This is a genomic window from Microbacterium sp. K27 (genome assembly GCF_004794435.1).
GTDB classification, from domain to species: Bacteria; Actinomycetota; Actinomycetes; order Actinomycetales; family Microbacteriaceae; genus Microbacterium; species Microbacterium maritypicum_A.
This window is the reverse complement of record NZ_SSDK01000040.1, coordinates 200,591-218,585: the sequence shown is the minus strand read 5'-3', so window position 1 is coordinate 218,585 and position 17,995 is coordinate 200,591. Positions and strand designations below refer to the sequence as shown.

13 protein-coding genes are annotated in these 17,995 nt (G+C 69.7%); 4 read left to right on the top strand and 9 right to left on the bottom strand.

Annotated features, from left to right (window positions below):
- The first annotated feature begins 193 nt into the window (after nt 1–193).
- On the top strand, nt 194–3,706 hold the full coding sequence (locus tag DW307_RS10795) for a DUF7507 domain-containing protein (protein WP_136024710.1): 3,513 nt from the start codon (nt 194–196) through the stop codon (nt 3,704–3,706).
- Nucleotides 3,707–3,786: 80 nt separating this feature from the next.
- Here the strand turns inward: DW307_RS10795 and DW307_RS10790 are convergent, their stop codons facing one another.
- From DW307_RS10790 to DW307_RS10750, 9 genes are all read right to left on the bottom strand, one after another.
- A complete protein-coding gene (locus tag DW307_RS10790; protein ID WP_051671232.1) occupies nt 3,787–5,826 on the bottom strand; it encodes a hypothetical protein in 2,040 nt (679 codons plus the stop codon).
- 4 nt (nt 5,827–5,830) lie between these two features.
- A complete protein-coding gene (locus DW307_RS10785) occupies nt 5,831–6,814 on the bottom strand; it encodes a glycoside hydrolase family 130 protein (protein ID WP_029260678.1) in 984 nt (327 codons plus the stop codon).
- 29 nt (nt 6,815–6,843) lie between these two features.
- A complete protein-coding gene (locus DW307_RS10780) occupies nt 6,844–7,686 on the bottom strand; it encodes a carbohydrate ABC transporter permease (protein WP_081859796.1) in 843 nt (280 codons plus the stop codon).
- Complete coding sequence (locus DW307_RS10775) at nt 7,683–8,567, bottom strand: carbohydrate ABC transporter permease (RefSeq protein WP_029260676.1); 885 nt, start codon at nt 8,565–8,567, stop codon at nt 7,683–7,685. The genes DW307_RS10780 and DW307_RS10775 overlap by 4 nt, the downstream gene beginning before the upstream one ends.
- A 16-nt stretch (nt 8,568–8,583) precedes the next feature.
- Entirely contained in the window at nt 8,584–9,849 is a 1,266-nt protein-coding gene (locus DW307_RS10770) for an extracellular solute-binding protein (RefSeq protein WP_105526080.1), read from the bottom strand.
- Nucleotides 9,850–9,930: 81 nt separating this feature from the next.
- Nucleotides 9,931–10,920, bottom strand: coding sequence for a LacI family DNA-binding transcriptional regulator (locus DW307_RS10765; RefSeq protein WP_136024709.1), 990 nt, complete (start codon nt 10,918–10,920; stop codon nt 9,931–9,933).
- Between the two features lie 128 nt (nt 10,921–11,048).
- A complete protein-coding gene (locus DW307_RS10760; RefSeq protein WP_136024708.1) occupies nt 11,049–11,981 on the bottom strand; it encodes a DnaJ domain-containing protein in 933 nt (310 codons plus the stop codon).
- A gap of 70 nt (nt 11,982–12,051) precedes the next feature.
- Complete coding sequence (locus DW307_RS10755) at nt 12,052–12,705, bottom strand: IMPACT family protein (RefSeq protein ID WP_136024707.1); 654 nt, start codon at nt 12,703–12,705, stop codon at nt 12,052–12,054.
- Between the two features lie 30 nt (nt 12,706–12,735).
- Entirely contained in the window at nt 12,736–13,722 is a 987-nt protein-coding gene (locus DW307_RS10750; RefSeq protein ID WP_136024706.1) for an aldo/keto reductase, read from the bottom strand.
- 230 nt (nt 13,723–13,952) lie between these two features.
- Here DW307_RS10750 and DW307_RS10745 point away from each other — a divergent pair, with 230 nt between their 5' ends.
- The 3 genes from DW307_RS10745 to DW307_RS10735 are packed head-to-tail and all read left to right on the top strand — an operon-like array spanning nt 13,953 to nt 17,981.
- Entirely contained in the window at nt 13,953–16,088 is a 2,136-nt protein-coding gene (locus tag DW307_RS10745) for an MMPL family transporter (protein WP_136024705.1), read from the top strand.
- Complete coding sequence (locus DW307_RS10740) at nt 16,054–17,361, top strand: sensor histidine kinase (protein WP_029260669.1); 1,308 nt, start codon at nt 16,054–16,056, stop codon at nt 17,359–17,361. Before DW307_RS10745 ends, DW307_RS10740 begins: the two co-directional genes overlap by 35 nt.
- The gene (locus DW307_RS10735) at nt 17,358–17,981 is read left to right on the top strand and encodes a response regulator (protein ID WP_136024704.1); all 624 of its coding nucleotides are present in this window, start codon (nt 17,358–17,360) and stop codon (nt 17,979–17,981) included. The genes DW307_RS10740 and DW307_RS10735 overlap by 4 nt, the downstream gene beginning before the upstream one ends.
- Nucleotides 17,982–17,995: the final 14 nt, after the last annotated feature.

The following is a 17,995-nucleotide window of genomic DNA, read 5'->3' as shown; positions in this document are numbered from 1 at the left end:
CCATCAAGCATACCTCTTCATTTGAATAACTCAAAAGAAAGTATTCCGGCATGCCGCGGAGGGATCGAGGTGGGGTCGAGGTGATTTCACCGAGGTCGCAGCATAAAAAAAGGGGTTGGACCCAGGGGATTCGTCGGTTACTGTGAGCAAAGTCTCAGCTTCTGGTGACGCTGAGAAAACGGAGGGCGACCCCATGCGGAATCCAGCCACTCATCATGGTCGTACGAGCCGTGACCGTCGCAAGCCCTGGGCCGTCGCCGCACTGCTGACGCTCGTGCTCACCGCGCTGATCGTGCCCGCGTCGCCCGCCACGGCGGCTCCGGGCGATGCCGCCCAGCTGTATCTCGGACCCTCCACGGAAGCGGCCACGGTCGGATCCGACAAAGACCTCGTCGCGCCGACGGAGTGTCCGTCGAACTCGGTGCTCACCGGCGTGCAGACGGAGAACCGCACGGCCGACTCTCCGTCCAACGCCAACTCGATCCTCGTGCGTTTCAGCATCCAGTGCTCCACGATCACCGTGAGCAACGCCGGGACCGTCACGGGAACCGTGAACCCCGCGTGGATCACCGGTCCCGTCTACAACGAGAGCCGTGGCAACGTGCAGACCGGCGTGTGCCCCGCCAACACCTTCGTGCACCGCATCACCGGGACCACCTTCGTCGGCGACGGCACGAACCGCTGGCCCTCATCGGTGCAGATCACCTGCCGGCCGATGACCTTCAGCGCGGCGGGCGAGCTGCGGATCGATCTCGCCGCCACGCCCACCGTCCTCACCATCGGTGAGAACTTCAACACGACCGGCGGCTTGGACACCCCGACGCCACGTTGCGGGCCTGCGGCCACCACCGGGACCAGCGACATCCTCGTGCGCGGCTACCGTGCGCAGGGAGGCGGCGAGGGCATCGACGGCTTCACGCCCTCCTGCGCCACCATCCCCGACGACTACGGCGATGCCCCGGCCGGCTACGGGGTCGTGTCCCACGAGCTGAATGCCGCCACCTACCTCGGGTGGTCAGCCGACACCGAGGCGGCGATGCAGTACAGCGCGAACGCGACCGGAGACGATCAGGTCGGCGGCACCGCGCCGAACCAGTTCATCGACGACGAGAACGGCGTCGCGACGTTCGGGCCGATCACCGCAGGGATCACCAGCAGCTACTCGGTGTCGGTGCTGGCGTCGAACAAGGTGCCGGGTCAGCCGGCGACGCTGGTCGGCTGGGTCGACTTCAACCGCGACGGCGTCTTCGACGCGAACGAGGGGGCATCCGCGGTGGTCCCGGCGGGAACGCCCGACGGATCCTCGGTCACGCTCACCTGGCCGGGCATCATCGCACAGACCGTCGCGGGACCGACCTTCGCGCGGTTCCGGATCTCCAGCGGCACCGCCCTGACCACCTCCATGCCCACGGGCGCGGGAGGGGTGGGCGAGGTGGAGGACTATGCCCTCACCATCGCCGCGGCGAACCCGGGGATCTCGCTGTTCAAGTCCGCATCGCCGTCGGGGCCCGATGACTTCACGGTCGGACAGGTCATCGACTACTCCTTCGTGGTCACCAACACCGGTGACGTGCCCCTCGCCGACATCAGCGTCGACGAGACCGCCTTCACCGGCTCGGGGAGCATGACCACCCCGGTGTGTCCGACGACACCGCTGGCTCCCGGGGCGCAGGCGACCTGCACCGCGAGCTACACCCTCACCCAGGCCGACATCGACAGCGGGACCCTCACCAACACGGCCACCGCGACGGGTGTCCCGCCGGGCATCCTCGTGCCTCCCGTCTCCCCGCCCTCCACCGTCAACGTGCCGTCGACGGCGACATCCGCGATCACCCTCGTGAAGAGCGCCGACACCTCCGAGATCACGGCAGCGGGTCAGGCGGTCGGCTACTCCTTCGTGGTCACCAACACCGGCAACGTGACCCTCACGAACGTCGCGGTCGATGAGACGGCGTTCTCCGGAACCGGTACCTCTCCGGCGATCACGTGCCCCGCGGGTGCCGGGTCGATGATCCCGGGTGCACAGATCACGTGCACCGCGTCGTACACGACGACCGCTGCGGACTACATCTCCGATTCCCTCGACAACACCGCCACAGCGACGGGAACCCCGCCCTCGGGCACTCCGCCGGTGTCTGCGCCGTCGACCGTCGAGATCCCCGTCGTCTCGGCACCGGCGCTGACCGTGTCAAAGACCGCCGACCGCACGCGGATCACGGCAGCGGGCGAGACGATCAACTACTCGTTCCTGGTGACGAACACCGGAAACGTCACACTCACGGGTGTGACGGTGACGGAGACGGCATTCACCGGAACGGGGACACCCCCCGTGGTCACGTGCCCCGCGGGCGCGGCATCGCTCGCCGCGGGCGCGACCGTCACCTGCACGGCCTCGTACGTCGTGACCCAGGCCGACATCGATGCCGGAGGCGTCACGAACACCGCGACCGGTACGGGCACGCCGCCGACCGGAGAGCCTCCGGTGTCGCCCCCGTCGACCGTCGTCGTCCCGCCGGACCCGGTGCCCGGGATCACGGTCGTGAAATCGGCGAGCCCGAACACGCCGGACGCCTACCAGGTGGGCCAGGAGATCACCTATTCCTTCGTGGTCACGAACACCGGAAACGTCACCCTCGCGAACGTGACGGTGAATGAGGAGAGCTTCTCCGGGACCGGCACACTGTCGCCCGTCGTGTGCCCGGCCGGCGCGGCGTCGCTCGCCCCGAGCGTGCAGATCGTCTGCACCGCCACGTATGTGCTGACCCAAGCCGATGTGAACGCGGGCCGGGTGACGAACAGCGCCACCGCGACCGGAACGCCCCCGGGGACGCTCGTCCCGCCGGTCTCGCCGCCCTCGGAGACCGAGGTTCCCATCGATCCCGCCCCGGGCATCAGCATCGTGAAGTCGGCCACGCCGGCGACCATGACGGCGGTGGGGCAGACCATCGCATACTCCTTCGTGGTCACGAACACCGGAAACGTCACGCTCGAAGACGTGACGGTCGATGAGACCGCCTTCTCCGGGTCGGGATCGCTGTCCGCCATCGAATGCCCTGTGGGTGCAGCGAGCATGTTGCCGGGCCAGATCATCACCTGCACCGCGCAGTACCAGACGACGCAGGCCGACGTGGACTCGGGCCTGCTCGCGAACACGGCCGTCGCGACCGGAACTCCGCCCTCGGGGCAGCCTCCGGTCTCGCCGCCGTCGACGGTCGAGGTCCCCTTCGACGGGCCCAACGCGCTGACCCTCGAGAAGCGCGCGAATCCGGTCGATGTGAACGGCAACGGCGTCATCGATCCCGGTGACCGCATCGAGTGGACGATCCTCGTGACCAATACCGGTGCACAGACCATCGACGACATCGTCGTGACCGACCCCACCGCGGGGCCGGTCACGTGTCCGTCGACGAGTCTGGGCTCCGGGGTGCAGATGACCTGCACGGTGCCGCCGCACACCGTCACCGCCGCCGACGTCGAGAGGGGTCAGGTGCGGAACGTGGCCACCGCCACAGGCGTCCCGCCCGGGGGAGGGACGATCGTTCCGCCTCCGTCTGAGACGACCACGCGAGTGTTCCCGCCGCCGCCGCCCACACTGGCGGTGACCGGTGGAGTGCTTTCGGCCGGTCTGCTGCTGGGGGGACTGATGCTCTTCGCTGGAGGGATGCTCCTCCCCGCCATCCGCCGTCGTCGACAGCCGCAGGAGTAGCGCAACCGACAGTGCCCCGACGAGCTCTTATGCTCGTCGGGGCACTGTCATGGTCGGCGTAGATCGGCCGAGCGTGCGCGTCAGCTGCGCGTCACGGTGAAGCCGGTACCCCGCACCCGCACCTTCCCGCTCTGCGCCGCGTCGCCGCGCGGCGAGCCGTCTGCGTCGTAGGCGCGCCCGGTGCCCGGCGCGAGCGGTGGGACCCGCTGATCCTGGCGCGTGCCGTTGGCGTAGAGCACGGCAGAGCCCGAGCGCGTCGAATACACCGCGCTCGCGATCCGCGGCTGGATCAGCAGGGCATCGAGGCGCACATCGCCGCGACTCGTGCAGCGCACCGTCACCGCCGCCTCCGGCAGATCGCCACCGAGGAGCTCAGGCACGAGCATCCCGTCGGCCTCGGTGAGGCCGCGGTCTCCGGTCGAACCGGCCGCGGTGCGGGTCTTCCACAGTCGGCGGCGTCCGCGGAGGACCTCCCACTCGGCCTCGCCCGCATCTGCCGCCTGTCGCCACACGACACCGTGCAGGATGCCGCCGGACTCGGTGACGTCGAACTCGACCCACTCACCGCGGGGGATGCGCACGTATGCGCCGCCGGACAGATTCCCCTCGCCCGTCCATGCCCCGCCGTCCGGTCGCTCGACCACACATCCGGGGGAGAGTCGCGCGGTCTCGGCCTCGATGACGCGCAGACCGGTGTTCGCCGTGAGGCCGGTGATCGAGGTTGCCAGGTCGGCCACGTCGCGGTTCGCGTCGAGCAGCTGCATCGTCAACAGGCCATGGATCGTCGACTCTGCGCCCGAGTTGCGGTTCACCCGTCCGTCAGTCTCGACCCCATCGAACGTGACCCCGGTCGTTGCGTCGTACACCGGGATGCCGGCCGTGTTCGCGCCGAAGAACCATCCTGCGGCGAGTCCGGCGAGTACGCGGAGGCCTTCCCCTCCGACCGTGGATGCCTGGAGTGCGCCGGCCACGCGGCCGTGCGCGCCGTACGCGATCTGCGCCTCGGCGGGAAGCGGCGCCCACGCGTTGTGGGGCCCGCCCGAAGCCAGCACCTGCGGCGTGAAGCGTCCGGCGTCCGAGAGCGCCGCGGCCGACCAGTCCCGACGCCGTAGCAGCGCTCCGGCTCTGGCCAGTGCCTCCGGCGCCGCCGCACCCCATGCGTGCCAGAACCCGAGCGAACCCGTCCACGGCAGCACGGCGCCGAACGGCCAGCCCCGCGCGGGGTCGGTCGACATCGCGGCCACGCCCTCGCCGTACGACTGCAGAGCTGTCCTGCTGCGGGAGTCCCCGGCCTCGGTGGCGGCAGCGAGACCGAGCATGGCCTCGGCCGTCGCATCCGCTCCTCCGGCGATCAGCCAGGCGGGGAGCCTCTGCCCATCGCTTCTCACCCACTGGCCGGCGCGGGAGAGCGACTCGAGACCCAGCGCATCGAGGCACAGGTGCAGCCTTGCGAGGAGGAACGCCGCGAACTCCGGGTCATCGCGACGGAAGGCCGCATAGCCCTCGCCGAAGGCCCAGACCGAGCGGGCGAGCCAGTACGACTCCGCCGAGTCCGAGGGGTCGGGCAGCTCGACAGGGACGGCGCTGGGGGTCAGGGTGCCGTCCTCCTGCTGCCACAGCACCACGCGTCCGGCATTCGGCCCGGAAGTCGTCTGCAGGAAGGCGAGCGAACGAAGCACGTCTCTGGCCTCGTCGCGGCTCTGCGCGTCGCCCGTGGCCTTCCACTCGCGGACGAACACGACGGCGGCGCGGGCGATGTCGTCGGCGTTGTACGCGCCCTGCGACCAGTATCCGGTCAGCGCATCGCGGGTGCCGCCGCCCACGGGTCGATAGCCGCCGGAACCGTCGGTGTCGGCGTAGGTCCAGGGCGCACGGACCGCTGGTTTCGTCTCGATCCCGAACGTCGTGTGGGTCGCGCTCGCGACGACGGGAACATCGGCGAGGAGGAATCGCAGGTGGGCGAGGTTCGTCAGCCGTGGCCGGCGCGCGGTCTCGAGCGGCGGCGGCGTCGCCGTGCCGGTCGCAGTGTTCGTCGTGCCCATGGCGGCGTCGACGGGGAGGAGGGCGAGCGCGGAGGCTGCTGCCGTGAACGTCAGGAACGTGCGTCGGGAGGCGTCCACGTCATCACGCCTCTCCGCCGTCGCGCAGTGCGCGACCCCACGGCTCGGCCGGATCGTGGATCGCGACCGCCAGCGTCGTGTCGGACTGCCCGTAGTACGCGAACCACTTCCCGTGGAACTTCACGAGCCCCTCCACGAAGGTCACGTTAGAGACGAGTCCGTGCATGTCCTCGAAGGTCTGCGGGCGCAGCCACGGCTCCTGCAGGCGGGCGATGACCTTCGTCGGCTCGTCCGGGTCGATCGCGATCTGCCCGCAGCGGTAGTCGACGTCGACGGTGCCGTCGTCGTGCACGGTGCGGGTGGCGCCGTTCGTGAGGAACAGGAGCAATCCGTTGTCGGTGACCACAGGGGAGGCGCCGATCTCGACGAGCGCCTCGTCCCAGGTGCCGGGGGTCGGAGAGTACATCGGCTCGGTGTCGGGCGTGCCCGGCCTCCAGTGGATGAGGTCGTCGCTGGTCGCCCAGTAGATCGCGCCCTCGCCGAAGTACATCCACCATTTCCCGTGCATCCGCTGCGGAACGATGACCCCGGCCTTCGACCAGTTGAACCCGCGCGGGTCCATGGTCTTGAACGTGTCGAAGTCGTCGAACAGCGGACCGTGCTTGGTCCAGGTGCGCAGGTCGGTCGAGGTCGCCAGGCACAGCTGCGCGCTGCGGCGGTCCCAGCCCGTATAGGTGAGGTAGTAGGTGCCGTCGATCAGCGCGATGCGCGGGTCTTCGCATCCGTAGGTCTCGTAGTCCTCGGAGGGGGAGAGGATCGGCGCGTCCTCGCGGGTGAAGGTCACCCCGTCCCGGGAGCGGGCGATGCCGATGTGGGAGATGATGTCGTCGGCGTGCGCCCGGTAGAGCAGCACGACCTCATCGCCGTCGACGATGGCCGCCGGGTTGTAGAGGTTGGCCGACTCCCAGCTGTCGCCGCGCGGACGCAGGATGGGGTTGCCTTCAAAGGGCGTGAACGGACCGAGGGGGAAGGAGGCTCCGGAGAACATGGGGGCCCTTTCTGACTGGGGGATGGGGGCTAGCCTTTGACGGCCGCGCCGAGGTCGGTGGCCTTGAAGAAGCGCTGGAAGACGACGAACAGGATGACGACGGGGAACGCGAGCGCCGTGGCGCCGGCGAGGATCGCGCCGTTCGGGTTGGCCGTGGACTGCGCCACGTTGGAGATGTAGTTCGCGAGTGAGACGGCCAGAGGCTGCAGACTCGCATCCTTCGTGATGAGGAAGGGCCAGAGGAATTCGTTCCAGGGGCCGATGAAGGTGACCAGCACGACCGTCACCAGCACGGGGCGGATGAGCGGGATCGCGACGGATGTCAGCAGGCGGATCTCGCCCGCACCGTCGATCCGCGCCGCTTCGAAGATCTCCACCGGCAGCGCCTTGAAGAACTGTACGAAGATGAACACTGCCGTGGTGTTGATCAGGAACGGCAGGATCATGCCCATGTACGAGTCGCCGAGGCCGTAGTTGCGGGTGATCTGCACGTAGAGGGGGATCATCAGCAGCTGGAACGGCACCATCTGCACGAGCAGCATCAGCACCCAGATCACGCCTCGGCCGCGGAAGTCGAGGCGGGCGATCGCGTAGCCGGCGAGCAGCCCGAACACGACGGTTCCCAGCAGCACGCCCGCCGTGAAGATCAGCGAGTTCAGCAGCGAGCCGACCAGGTCGATGCGCGAGTCGATCGCGACGAAGTTGTCGACAGTCCACCCGCTCGTCGGGAACAGTTCGCTCGGGGAGTTCGTCGGACTCTCCTGGAACGCCCCCACGATCATGAAGTAGAAGGGGAAGGCGAATCCGATGGCCGCGATCGTGAGCAGGATGATGCTCAGGATGCGGGGCAGTGAACGCTTCTTTCGCATCATCGCTCCCTGGTCGCGCGGTTGGCCGCCAGCGAGAGCATGCCGACGAGGATCACGAGGATCATGCCGATGGCCGCTGCGGTGTCGGGGTTCTGCTGCTGGATGCCCAGTTGGTAGATCAGCAGGACCGGGGTGGTCGAGGCGCCGTCAGGGCCGCCGCCGTTGGTGAGCAGGTACGGCTCGGTGAAGAGGTTCGCGCCGGTGATGATCGACAGGATCAGCACGAGGGTCGTGGCGCTTCGCACGCCGGGGATCGTGACGTGTCGGAAGCGCGAGAGCACTCCGGCACCGTCGGTCTCGGCCGACTCGTACAGCTCCTTCGGCACGTTCTGCAGCGCGGCCAGATACAGCAGGATGTAGAACCCGAGCTGCTTCCAGGTCACGTAGAACGCGATCATCGGCATCGCGAGTCCGCTGTTCACGAGCCACGACGGATCGGGGGCGAGCGGGCCGAGGATCGTGTTGATCAGCCCGTTGCCCGAGAACAGCAGCATCCACACGCCCACGAGCGAGACGCTCGCGGTCAGATACGGCACATAGAACGCGACCCGGTACGCCGCGACCCACCGGATGCCGGTGTTCAGGGCCGCCGCGAGCACGAGGGAGAGCACGGCCGTGAGGGGCACGTTGATGACCAGGAAGATCAGGGTGTTGCGGAAGGACCCGAGCACCCGCGGGTCGGTGAGCACCGTGACGAAGTTGTCGAAGCCCACGAACGGGCGATCGACCTCGGTGCCCGGAGCCGTGAAGAAGTAGTCGTGGAAGGCGATGTAGACCGCGAACGCAAGGGGATACGCGAAGATCGCGATCACGAACACGAAGTACGGGAGCGCGAACAGCCCGCCGATCGGTTGCGCACCCAGCCAGCGGGTGCGGGGCCGCATCTCATCGGTCACGGTGTCACTCGGCGACGAGCGCGTCGATCTTCTTCGCCGCGTTCCCGAGGAAGTCGTCGATCGACTCCTTGTCGAAGATCACGGCGGAGGAGTACTCGTCGCGGAACGCCTGCCACGCCTCGACGGAGTTGGGGATGCTGGGCACGTCGGCGGTCTTCTCAGCCTGCTCGGCGAAGGCCACGTAGTTCGGGTTCGCAGCGAAGTAGTCGCCGTAGGTGTCGGTGAGTCCGGTGCGCATCGGCATCTGCCCCGTGGCCTCGAGCAGCTGGCCGTCGCTGTCCTCGCTGGTGGAGAACTTCAGGAACTCCCACGCGGTGCCCTGGTTCTTGCAGGCCGTGAACATCGACACGCTCTTCGAGTCGGCGAAGGTCGTCGGAGTCTCTCGGCCGTCGCTGGTGGGCACCGGCATGAAGCCTACGTCGACGGTGTCGGCGTAGGAGGGGATCGCCCAGGGGCCGGCGAGCTGCATGGCAGTGGTACCTGCCGACATCGCGTCGTCGGTCGACGCCTCGTTCGGCGACAGCTTCTCGTCGTAGAAGGTCTTCCAGAACTCCGAGACGGTGCGCCCGGCATCCGAGTCGAACGTGGACTTGCCGTCTTCGACGAGCATCGTGCCGTCGGTCTCGGCCAGGTACAGCGGATAGAAGTCGAACCACGGCTGGTAGAACTCGCTCGTCGGCGCCGGCCAGATCGCACTCTGCACGCCGGAGGCGACGATCGCGCGCGACCCCTCGAGGAACGCGTCGTACGTGTTCATCTGCGGGTCTTCTGGGTCGATCCCTGCGGCCTGGAAGAGCGCCTTGTTGTACATGACCATCACGGGGTTCGACTTCCACGGGAGCTGGTAGAAGCTGCCGTCGCTCGCGTAGGCGTCGACCTCTCCACCGCGCTCGGTGATGTAGTCGCTGCCGCCGTCGATCTTGCTGAGGTCGACGAGTCCGCCCTGCTTGACCCAGCCCGAGACCGCGGCCGGGGCCACGTTGTAGACCAGGCAGGGAGCCGTGCCCGCGGTGATCGCGGCGGTGATCGCCTCTTCCGAAGAGGAGCCGGCGGGGATCTCCTGCGCCTTGACCTTCTCGTCGGGGTGCTCGTCGTTCCAGGCCTTGACCACGGCGGTGCCCCAGGCGAGTTCCTGTTCGTTGTTGGAGAGCCAGATGCTGATGGGGCCGGTGCCGTCGGCTGAGCTTTCGCCGCCGCCTCCTCCGGCCGAGCATCCGGTGGCGATGAGAGCGGTGGCGCCGATCAAGGCGATTGCGCGGAGCTTCTTCATGGTGTCCTCCTTGACACTGCGGGTGGTGACGCTGCGGGTGGTGATGCTGCGGTGGTGATGCTGCGGTGATACGGATGTCTACTAGCTGGTGCTCTCCCGGAAGTGCACGACGTTGCAGTCGACGATCTCGGTGCGCGGCTGCGCCCCAAGGATGTCTGCCCGCAGGAGGCGGGCGGCGGCGCGGCCTCGGGCCGCGGGGTCGGATGAGACGCTGGTCAGCGCCGGAGACAGGTGGGCGGAGAGGTGGTCGTCGTCGAAGCCCGAGATCGCGAGGTCCTGCGGGATCGAGAGGCCCTGGGAACGGGCGTAGGAGAGCCCGGCGATGGCCATGGTGTCGTTCGAGTAGAGGATCGCAGTCGGGCGGTCGGGCAGGGCGAGGAGCTCGGCGGTGCGGGTGCGCCCGCTCGCGGCGGTGAAGTCGCCCTCGCGGAGCAGCTCGTCGTCGCCGATCGCCGCGACATAGGCGTCTGCACGCGCTTTCGAGTGCACGTATTCGAGCGGCCCGGAGATGTGGGCGATGCGCTCGTGCCCGGCGGCCCGGAGGTGCGCGATGATCTCGCGGACGGGGGCGGTGTCGTCGGTTCGCACACAAGAGAACCCGGTCGGCTGGTCATAGGCGCCCACCAGCACGGTGGGCAGTCCGAGGTCGTCTAGGAAGGGCACACGCCAGTCGTCGGTGCGCAGGTCGAGCAGGAGGGCGCCGTCGGCGCGGCCGTGGGTGAGCGTGCGGTAGGCCCGTTCCTCGGCGTCGCGGTCGGGGACGACCTGGAGCAGGAGTGCCGTCTCGGTCTCGGCGAGCACCGACTCGACGCCGGCGATGAAGGCCGGGAAGAAGGAGTCGTTCGCGATGACCTGGGGGTCGCGGGCCAGCACCACGGCGACCGCGTTGGCTCGACGGGTGGCGAGTGCCCGTGCGCTCTGGCTCGGCGCCCAGTTCAGCTTCTCGGCCGCTGCGAGGACCTTCGCCTTCGTCTCGTCGGAGATCGGGCGGTTGCCGCTCAGGGCGTGCGAGACCGTGGCCTTCGTGACGCCTGCTTCGCGAGCGACATCGGCGATGGTCGTGCGGCTCATGCCACCTCCTCGTGGATTCCGGACGCTCCGATGCGCTCATCGGTGAACCGGTTTGATGAGTGTAAACCGGTTTGATTTCGGAAGTCAACGGTACGACCGCGGTGCGACGACGCTCGGCGAGCGCGGGCTCAGACGAAGCGGACGGTCTGCTGCAGGCGGGTGCGCACGTCGAAGAGCTCGTTGCCCCCGATCGCCCGCGCCTGCGGCACACCCTGACGCAGCACCATCGCGAGAGCGCTGCGTCGCACCACGACGACCGGAACTCCGCGGCTCGTGCCGAGCGGCGTGACGGCTTGGGCGAGGTCGTCGTCGGGCAGCACGATGATCGCCCCGCCGAAGCGCACGCGCGCGGCCTTCGCGACGGTGCGCATCCGACGCAGAGCAGCGGTGACCGGCGCGCGGGTGCCCAGACTCGGGCCGGTGATCTCGCCGCGGCGGAAGCCCACGACACCCCCGAAGTCTTCCGACATCACGCCGTACAGTCCGGACGGGCCGAGCACCACATGGTCGAGTTTGTCGTCGGCATCCGCTCCCACCGCGACGTCGTGCCACACCGTGAAGCCCATGCCGAGGTCGGAGACCGTGCGGGCCGTGGCCTCCTCCGCCAGCGCGTCGGCGAGCATCCGCCGCAGGTCACGCGGAGCCGAGCGCACGAGCGCGGGGTCATACGGATCGGGGACCTCGACGCCGCGGCCGGCCCATTCGCGGATGAGCACGAGGTAGCGTTCACGGCGCCAGCCGCCGGGGTGCCCGTAGGACCGGGCGCGGGGACGGGTGTCGGTGCGGGCGGCGGGCGGGCGCCATCCGCTCCACTCGGTCCCGGGCTCGGCGGCCGTCGCTCCTGCCACACCGGAGCGGCGGTCGTAGGCGGCGCGGCTCTCGACGGTGCCGACCAGCTCCCACGCGCGCTGCACCTGGATGAACATCGCCGCATCTCCACCGGTATCGGGGTGCGTCTGCCGGAGGCGGAGGCGATAGGCGCGGCGCAACTCGACGTCGTCGACCGTGGGGTCGACGTCGAGGATCTCGTAGGCCGAAGCCGAGAGCGGACTGTCGAACATCGCTCTCCCTCCGCGACCGCGGCATCCAGGATATCCGGCGGCCGTTGTGGTTCTCCCGATGCCGGGGGCGTCAGGCGGGCACGTCGACGATGCGCTCCACGCCGAGGACGGGTGCGATCCCGCCGCCCGATGCGGCGGCGAGGTCGTCCGCGAGGTGCGCGAGCTCCGGCTCCGGTGCCCACAGCTCGAGCGTGGCTGTCGCCGCGTAGGTCGGCTCGCCGAGCGTCGCGCCGTGATGCGCCGCCCATTCGCGCAGCAGGTTGTCGTAGCGGCCGGCGTCGGCGTGCGGCACCTCGAGCGTCACCTGGCGCAACGCCGCCCGCCGCACGAGCGCCGCTAGGTCGAGTGCTTCCGACACCGCTGACGAGTAGGCACGCACCAGGCCACCCGCTCCGAGCTTCACCCCGCCGAAGTACCGCGTCACGACCGCGACCACGTCGGTCAGTTCGCGCCGGCGCAGCACCTCGAGCATCGGGATGCCCGCGGTGCCGGAGGGCTCGCCGTCATCCGACGACCGCGCCTGATCGCCGAGCAGACCCGTCACCATCGCCGTGCAGTTGTGGTTGGCATCCCACGCCTTCTTGCGGATGCCGGCGATCACGCCCTCTGCCTGCTCGACCGAGGTGACGGGCTCGATCCGCGTGAGGAAGCGTGACTTACGGATCACGGTCTCATGCTCGACGGCAGCCGCGATGGTCGCGGGGTAGCTGCGGGCGGCGGTCACCCGCCTCACGATACCGATGCCGCGGGAGGCTCAACGATCGACGAACGCCATCTGCTGCGGGTTGTAGCGGTCACCGCTCACGCCGATGCGTGTCGCGAGGGCAGTGAGGTCGGCGACCTCGTCGGCCGAGAGTGCGACGGCCGTGCTCGCGGCGTTCTCCGCGATGCGGGTGGTGCGCCGGGTGCCGGGGATCGGCACGATCCACGGCTGCTGGGCGAGCAGCCAGGCCAGCGCGATCTGGCCGGCCGTGGCGTCCTTGGCGGCGGCCAACTGCGCGACATGCGCCACGAGCGCCTGGTTCGCGGCCCGGTTCTCTGCCGTGAAGCGCGGAATCGTGGCGCGGATGTCGCCGGCCGCGAAGTCGGACGCGGTGTCGACGGTGCCGGTCAGGAAACCTTTGCCGAGCGGGCTGAACGGCACGAATCCGATGCCGAGTTCGGCGAGCACCGGCAGGATCTCAGCCTCGGGGTCGCGGGTCCACAGGGAGTATTCGCTCTGCAGCGCGGTGACGGGATGTACGGCGTGCGCGCGGCGGATCGTCTCGGCCGACGCCTCGGAGAGCCCGAAGTGGCGCACCTTCCCCTCGGCGATCAGCTCGCCGACCGTGCCGGCGACGTCCTCGATCGGCACATCGGGATCGACACGGTGCTGGTAGAAGAGGTCGATCACGTCGGAGCGCAGACTCCGCAGCGATGCCTCGGCCACCCGGCGGATCTGCTCGGGTCGACTGTTCAGGCCGACGCTCTTGCCGTCCTGGATATCCCACCCGAACTTCGTCGCGAGCACGACCCGGTCGCGGATGGGCTCGAGTGCCTCGCCCACGAGCTCCTCGTTCACATACGGTCCGTACACCTCGGCGGTGTCGAAGAAGTCGACGCCGTGATCGACCGCCGAGCGCAGCACCGCGATCATGTCGTCGCGGGTACCCGGATTGGGGCCGTAGCTCTGTGACATGCCCATGCAGCCGAGTCCGACCGCCGAGACCTGAAGGCCCTGTCCGAGAGTGCGCGTGTGCATGAGTGGTCCTTTCGTCGCGGCCGCGGACGGATCGGCGGCCTGGACCCGACGCTACGCGCACGTGCGGCGACGGGGGAGGGTCTGGTGGAACCCCGTTGACGGGGGCCCCTCTCTCGGCAGGAGGCTGCTGCCGGACCCTCCTGCGCGCCGCGCGGATCCATCGAAGGGTGGAGACCCGTCTCCGCCCCCTGCGCGATCCGGTCGAGGGTGAGGGCGGCTGGACTGGAGTCATGCTCCGCACCCTCCGCTCCCTTCCGCTGTGGCTCACCTCTCGTCGTGGGGGATGGATCTCCCTGCTGATCGCGGCGGTCGCGTTCACCGCCCTCCTCGGCGCGTTCGGACGGGCATCGGTCCCGGCAGGCAACGACGTGGCTCCGCCGGATTCCGAATCCGCGCAGGCCGCGCTCCTCGCCGAGCAGTTCCCCGACGCGGACGAGCACACGGTACTGCTGGTCGCCTCCCGTGACGACGACGCGCAGCTCAGCGATGCCGACCTCGCCGCCCTCGGTGCGCTCTCGGGCGATGTCGAAGCGGAGACCGGGCACGCCCCCCACGGTCCGATCGTCAGCGACGACGGCGAGGCCGCGGTGATCCAGGCGACGCTGACCCTGGACGACGACGACGCCGCTGACGCCGTGCACGGTCTGCGCGACACCGTGGCGGAGCATCCCCTCACCGGGATGCACGTGCAGGTCACGGGCGGGCCCGCGTTCGGTGTGGACGTCGCCTCCGCGTTCGACGGCGCGGACTTCACGCTGTTGATGGTGACCCTCGGGATCGTGGCCCTGCTGCTCATCGTCACGTACCGCTCGCCCGTGCTGTGGATGATCCCCCTCATCGTGGTCGCCCTCGCCGATCAGCTGGCCAACAAGGCGACCGCGGCGGTCGGCGCCGGGCTCGGGCTGCAGTTCGACTCCGGGATCGTGAGCGTGCTCGTCTTCGGTGCCGGAACGAACTACGCCCTCCTGCTCATCTCGCGCTACCGCGAAGAACTCGCCCGCGAGACCGATCATCGCCGCGCCCTGGTCGCTGCCTGGCGTGCCACCGCCCCCGCGATCGTCGCCTCGAACGTCACCGTGGTCCTGGCGCTGTCGACTCTCGCCCTCGCGGTGATCCCGGGAACGCGCGGGCTCGGCATCGCCTCTGCCGTGGGCCTGCTGATCGCGCTCGCCGCCGTGCTCCTGGTGCTGCCACCGGCGCTCGCCGTGTGCGGCCGTCGACTGTTCTGGCCGTTCGCGCCGCGCGTGGGGGATATCGCGGCCACGGGCCGCGTGTGGGGTGCGGTGGCTCAACGCGTCTCCCGGCGCCCGTGGGTGCCGCTGGTCGGCGGACTCGCGCTGCTCGGCGTTCTCGCCGGTGGGCTCGCCGGAGCGTCCGTCGGGCTCACCCAGGTCGAGAAGTTCCGTGTCGTGTCCGAGTCGGCCGCAGGTCTCACGGTGCTCGGCGATCACTTCCCGGCCGGGGAGGCACAGCCGATGATCGTGATCGGCGATACGGCGGAGGCCGATGCGCTGGTCGCCGCGATCGACGACGTGCCGGGTGTGCTCCGGGTATCGGCGACGGGGGAGAGCAGCGACGGAGCGCTCACCCGTCTGCTCGTCGTCGGTGAGCCGGCGCCCGGAACGCCCGCGAGCCTCGACCTGGTGAGCGCGGTTCGAGGGGCCGTGCAGACAGTGCCGGATGCCGACGCCGTGGTGGGTGGTCCGGTGGCGGCGGATCTCGATGCGCGGGAGGGCAATCGGCGCGACCTGCTGCTGGTCGTCCCGCTCGTCCTCGCCGTCAGTCTGCTCGTGCTGATCGTGCTGCTGCGCTCCCTGGTGGCGCCGGTGCTGCTGCTCGCGGTGAACATCCTCAGCGCGGTCGCGGCCATCGGCGCCGGCACCTGGCTGAGCAGGGTCGTGTTCGGGTGGGACGCGCTCGACCTCCAGGTGCCCCTGTTGTCGTTCCTGTTCCTGGTGGCGCTCGGGATCGACTACACGATCTTCCTCGTCCATCGCGCGCGCACGGAGGCACGGACGGTCGGCACGCGGCAGGGGATGGTGCGCGCCCTCACCGCGACGGGCGGCGTGATCACGAGCGCCGGTGTCGTGCTCGCGGCCGTGTTCGCCGCGCTGGGCTTGCTGCCCCTGGTCACGCTCGGGCAGATCGGCCTCATCGTCGGGATCGGCGTGCTCGTCGACACCTTCGTCGTGCGCACCCTGGTGGTCCCGGCGATCTTCGCGATCGTCGGCGAGCGGATGTGGTGGCCGCGGAAGGCCGGGGGTGCGGGATCCCGCGGGGATCGACACGCGGATCGACACGGACACCGGCCGCACGGGGGAGAATACGAAGATGCCGCAGTCGCCATCTCCGCAGACGCGGACTGAGCGTTCCGGCCGCGTCGATTCCGCGGCCGGGATCCGCGCGCCGCGCACGTGGGCGAGCCTGGTCGGTTCCATCCGGATCGGTCAGGCCGTCATCACGGTCGTGCTGCTCGTGGTCGGTGCGTGGCGCGCCGCGGCGGACGGTGTGCCGCTGCCGTGGGTCCTCGCCCTCTCGCTCGTCTTCCTCGGCTGGTACGGCGGCGGTCTGCTGCTCGGCGAACGCACCGCCGACCGTCGCCTCGCGACCTGGTGGCTGCTCGGGCTGACTCTCATCTGGCTCGGCGCGGTCGTGGTCTCGCCGGAGTTCGTGTGGCTCGCCTTCCCGCTGTGGCTGCTCGCCGGATTCGTGATGCGCCTGCGGTGGGCGCTGCTGCTCAGCGTCGTGGTCCTCGCCGTGGTGGTGACCGCTCCGCTGCTGCACACCGGCACCACGACCTATGCGAACGTGATCGGTCCCCTCGTGGGCGGCGTCTTCGCGCTGGGGATCTCGCGCGGGTACCTCGAGCTCGTCCGCGACGGGCGCGAGCGCCGTCGGCTGATCGCCTCGCTGGTTGCGACCCAGGAGGAGATGGCAGCTTTGCAGGACGAGCTCGCCCGCACCCAGCGCGAGTCGGGGGCGACGGCCGAGCGCACCCGGGTGTCGCGCGACATCCACGACACCGTCGCGCAGAGCGTGTCGTCGATCGGGATGCTCGCGCGTTCGGCCCTGGAGGTCGACGATCCGTCGCAGCGCACGCGCGCTCTCGAGCAGATCGGCGCCCTGGCTGCGGAGGGGATGGCGGATGCTCGGCGCATCGTGAACGCCCTGGCGCCGGCGGAGCTGGAGTCGACGGCGCTCGGCGACGCCCTCGCCCGGATGCTGGAGCGCCTCACCGAGGAGACCGGGATCGAGGCCGCTCTGCACGCCGACGACGACCTGCCGTCGCTCGGCATCGACGCCGAGGTGGCCCTGCTGCGGACGGCGCAGTCGGCCCTCGCGAACGTCCGCTCCCACGCATCGGCCTCCCGTGTCGTGGTCACCCTGGCCGATGCCGGCGATGCGGTGCGCCTCGACATCGTCGACGACGGGATCGGGTTCGACGCCCGGCACTGGGACGCCCAGGGCGGCGTCGGCAGCCGCGGCGGCGGCTACGGACTGCGCTCGATGCGTGCGCGCCTGCGGGAGCTCGGCGGAGGGCTCGACGTGGAGAGCGCCCCTGGCGACGGCACCGCGCTCTCGGCGCACATCCCTCTGGGCCGCGCCGCTCAGGGGCGACGGAACGGAGAACAGGGATGACCCCGGTGCGCGTGCTGCTCGTCGATGACCATCCCATCGTCCGCGCCGGTGTGCGCTCGCTGTTCGACCACCGTGACGACGTCGAGGTGGTCGGTGAGGCGGCGTCCGGAGAAGAGGCGCTCGCTCTCTCTCGGCACCTGCATCCCGATGTCGTACTGTGCGACCTGCGGCTCGGTGAGGGCATGGACGGCGTGCAGACGACCGCCGCCCTGCGCACGCAGGATCCGGCCCCGGCCGTCCTGATCCTCACGACATTTGATCGCGACGCCGAGATCCTCGGTGCGATCGAGGCGGGAGCGGCGGGGTACCTGCTCAAGGATGTCGCCCCCGACGAGATCGTGCGTGCGATCCGGCAGGCCGCATCCGGCGGACTCGTGCTCAGCCCGGAGCTCAGTGAGCGGGTGGTGCAGGTCATGCGCGCGCCGCGGGTGCGGCTGACGGGCCGTGAACTGGAGGTGCTCCGGCTGCTCGACACGGGGGCGTCGAACCGCGAGATCGCCAAGACGCTGTTCGTGACGGAGGCCACCGTCAAGACCCACCTCGTGCACGTGTTCGAGAAGCTCGGCGCCGACAACCGGGCGCGTGCCATCGCCATCGCACGCGAGTCCGGTCTGCTCTGAGTCCGGTCTGCTCT

Excerpts from the sequence above, each read along its gene's own strand:
- DW307_RS10795 (WP_136024710.1), top strand. The coding sequence starts at position 194 with ATGCGGAATCCAGCCACTCATCATGGTCGTACGAGCCGTGACCGTCGC.
- DW307_RS10785 (WP_029260678.1), bottom strand. The coding sequence starts at position 6,814 with ATGTTCTCCGGAGCCTCCTTCCCCCTCGGTCCGTTCACGCCCTTTGAA.
- DW307_RS10780 (WP_081859796.1), bottom strand. The coding sequence starts at position 7,686 with ATGATGCGAAAGAAGCGTTCACTGCCCCGCATCCTGAGCATCATCCTG.
- DW307_RS10775 (WP_029260676.1), bottom strand. The coding sequence starts at position 8,567 with ATGCGGCCCCGCACCCGCTGGCTGGGTGCGCAACCGATCGGCGGGCTG.
- DW307_RS10770 (WP_105526080.1), bottom strand. The coding sequence starts at position 9,849 with ATGAAGAAGCTCCGCGCAATCGCCTTGATCGGCGCCACCGCTCTCATC.
- DW307_RS10765 (WP_136024709.1), bottom strand. The coding sequence starts at position 10,920 with ATGAGCCGCACGACCATCGCCGATGTCGCTCGCGAAGCAGGCGTCACG.
- DW307_RS10760 (WP_136024708.1), bottom strand. The coding sequence starts at position 11,981 with ATGTTCGACAGTCCGCTCTCGGCTTCGGCCTACGAGATCCTCGACGTC.
- DW307_RS10750 (WP_136024706.1), bottom strand. The coding sequence starts at position 13,722 with ATGCACACGCGCACTCTCGGACAGGGCCTTCAGGTCTCGGCGGTCGGA.
- DW307_RS10745 (WP_136024705.1), top strand. The coding sequence starts at position 13,953 with ATGCTCCGCACCCTCCGCTCCCTTCCGCTGTGGCTCACCTCTCGTCGT.
- DW307_RS10740 (WP_029260669.1), top strand. The coding sequence starts at position 16,054 with ATGCCGCAGTCGCCATCTCCGCAGACGCGGACTGAGCGTTCCGGCCGC.
- DW307_RS10735 (WP_136024704.1), top strand. The coding sequence starts at position 17,358 with ATGACCCCGGTGCGCGTGCTGCTCGTCGATGACCATCCCATCGTCCGC.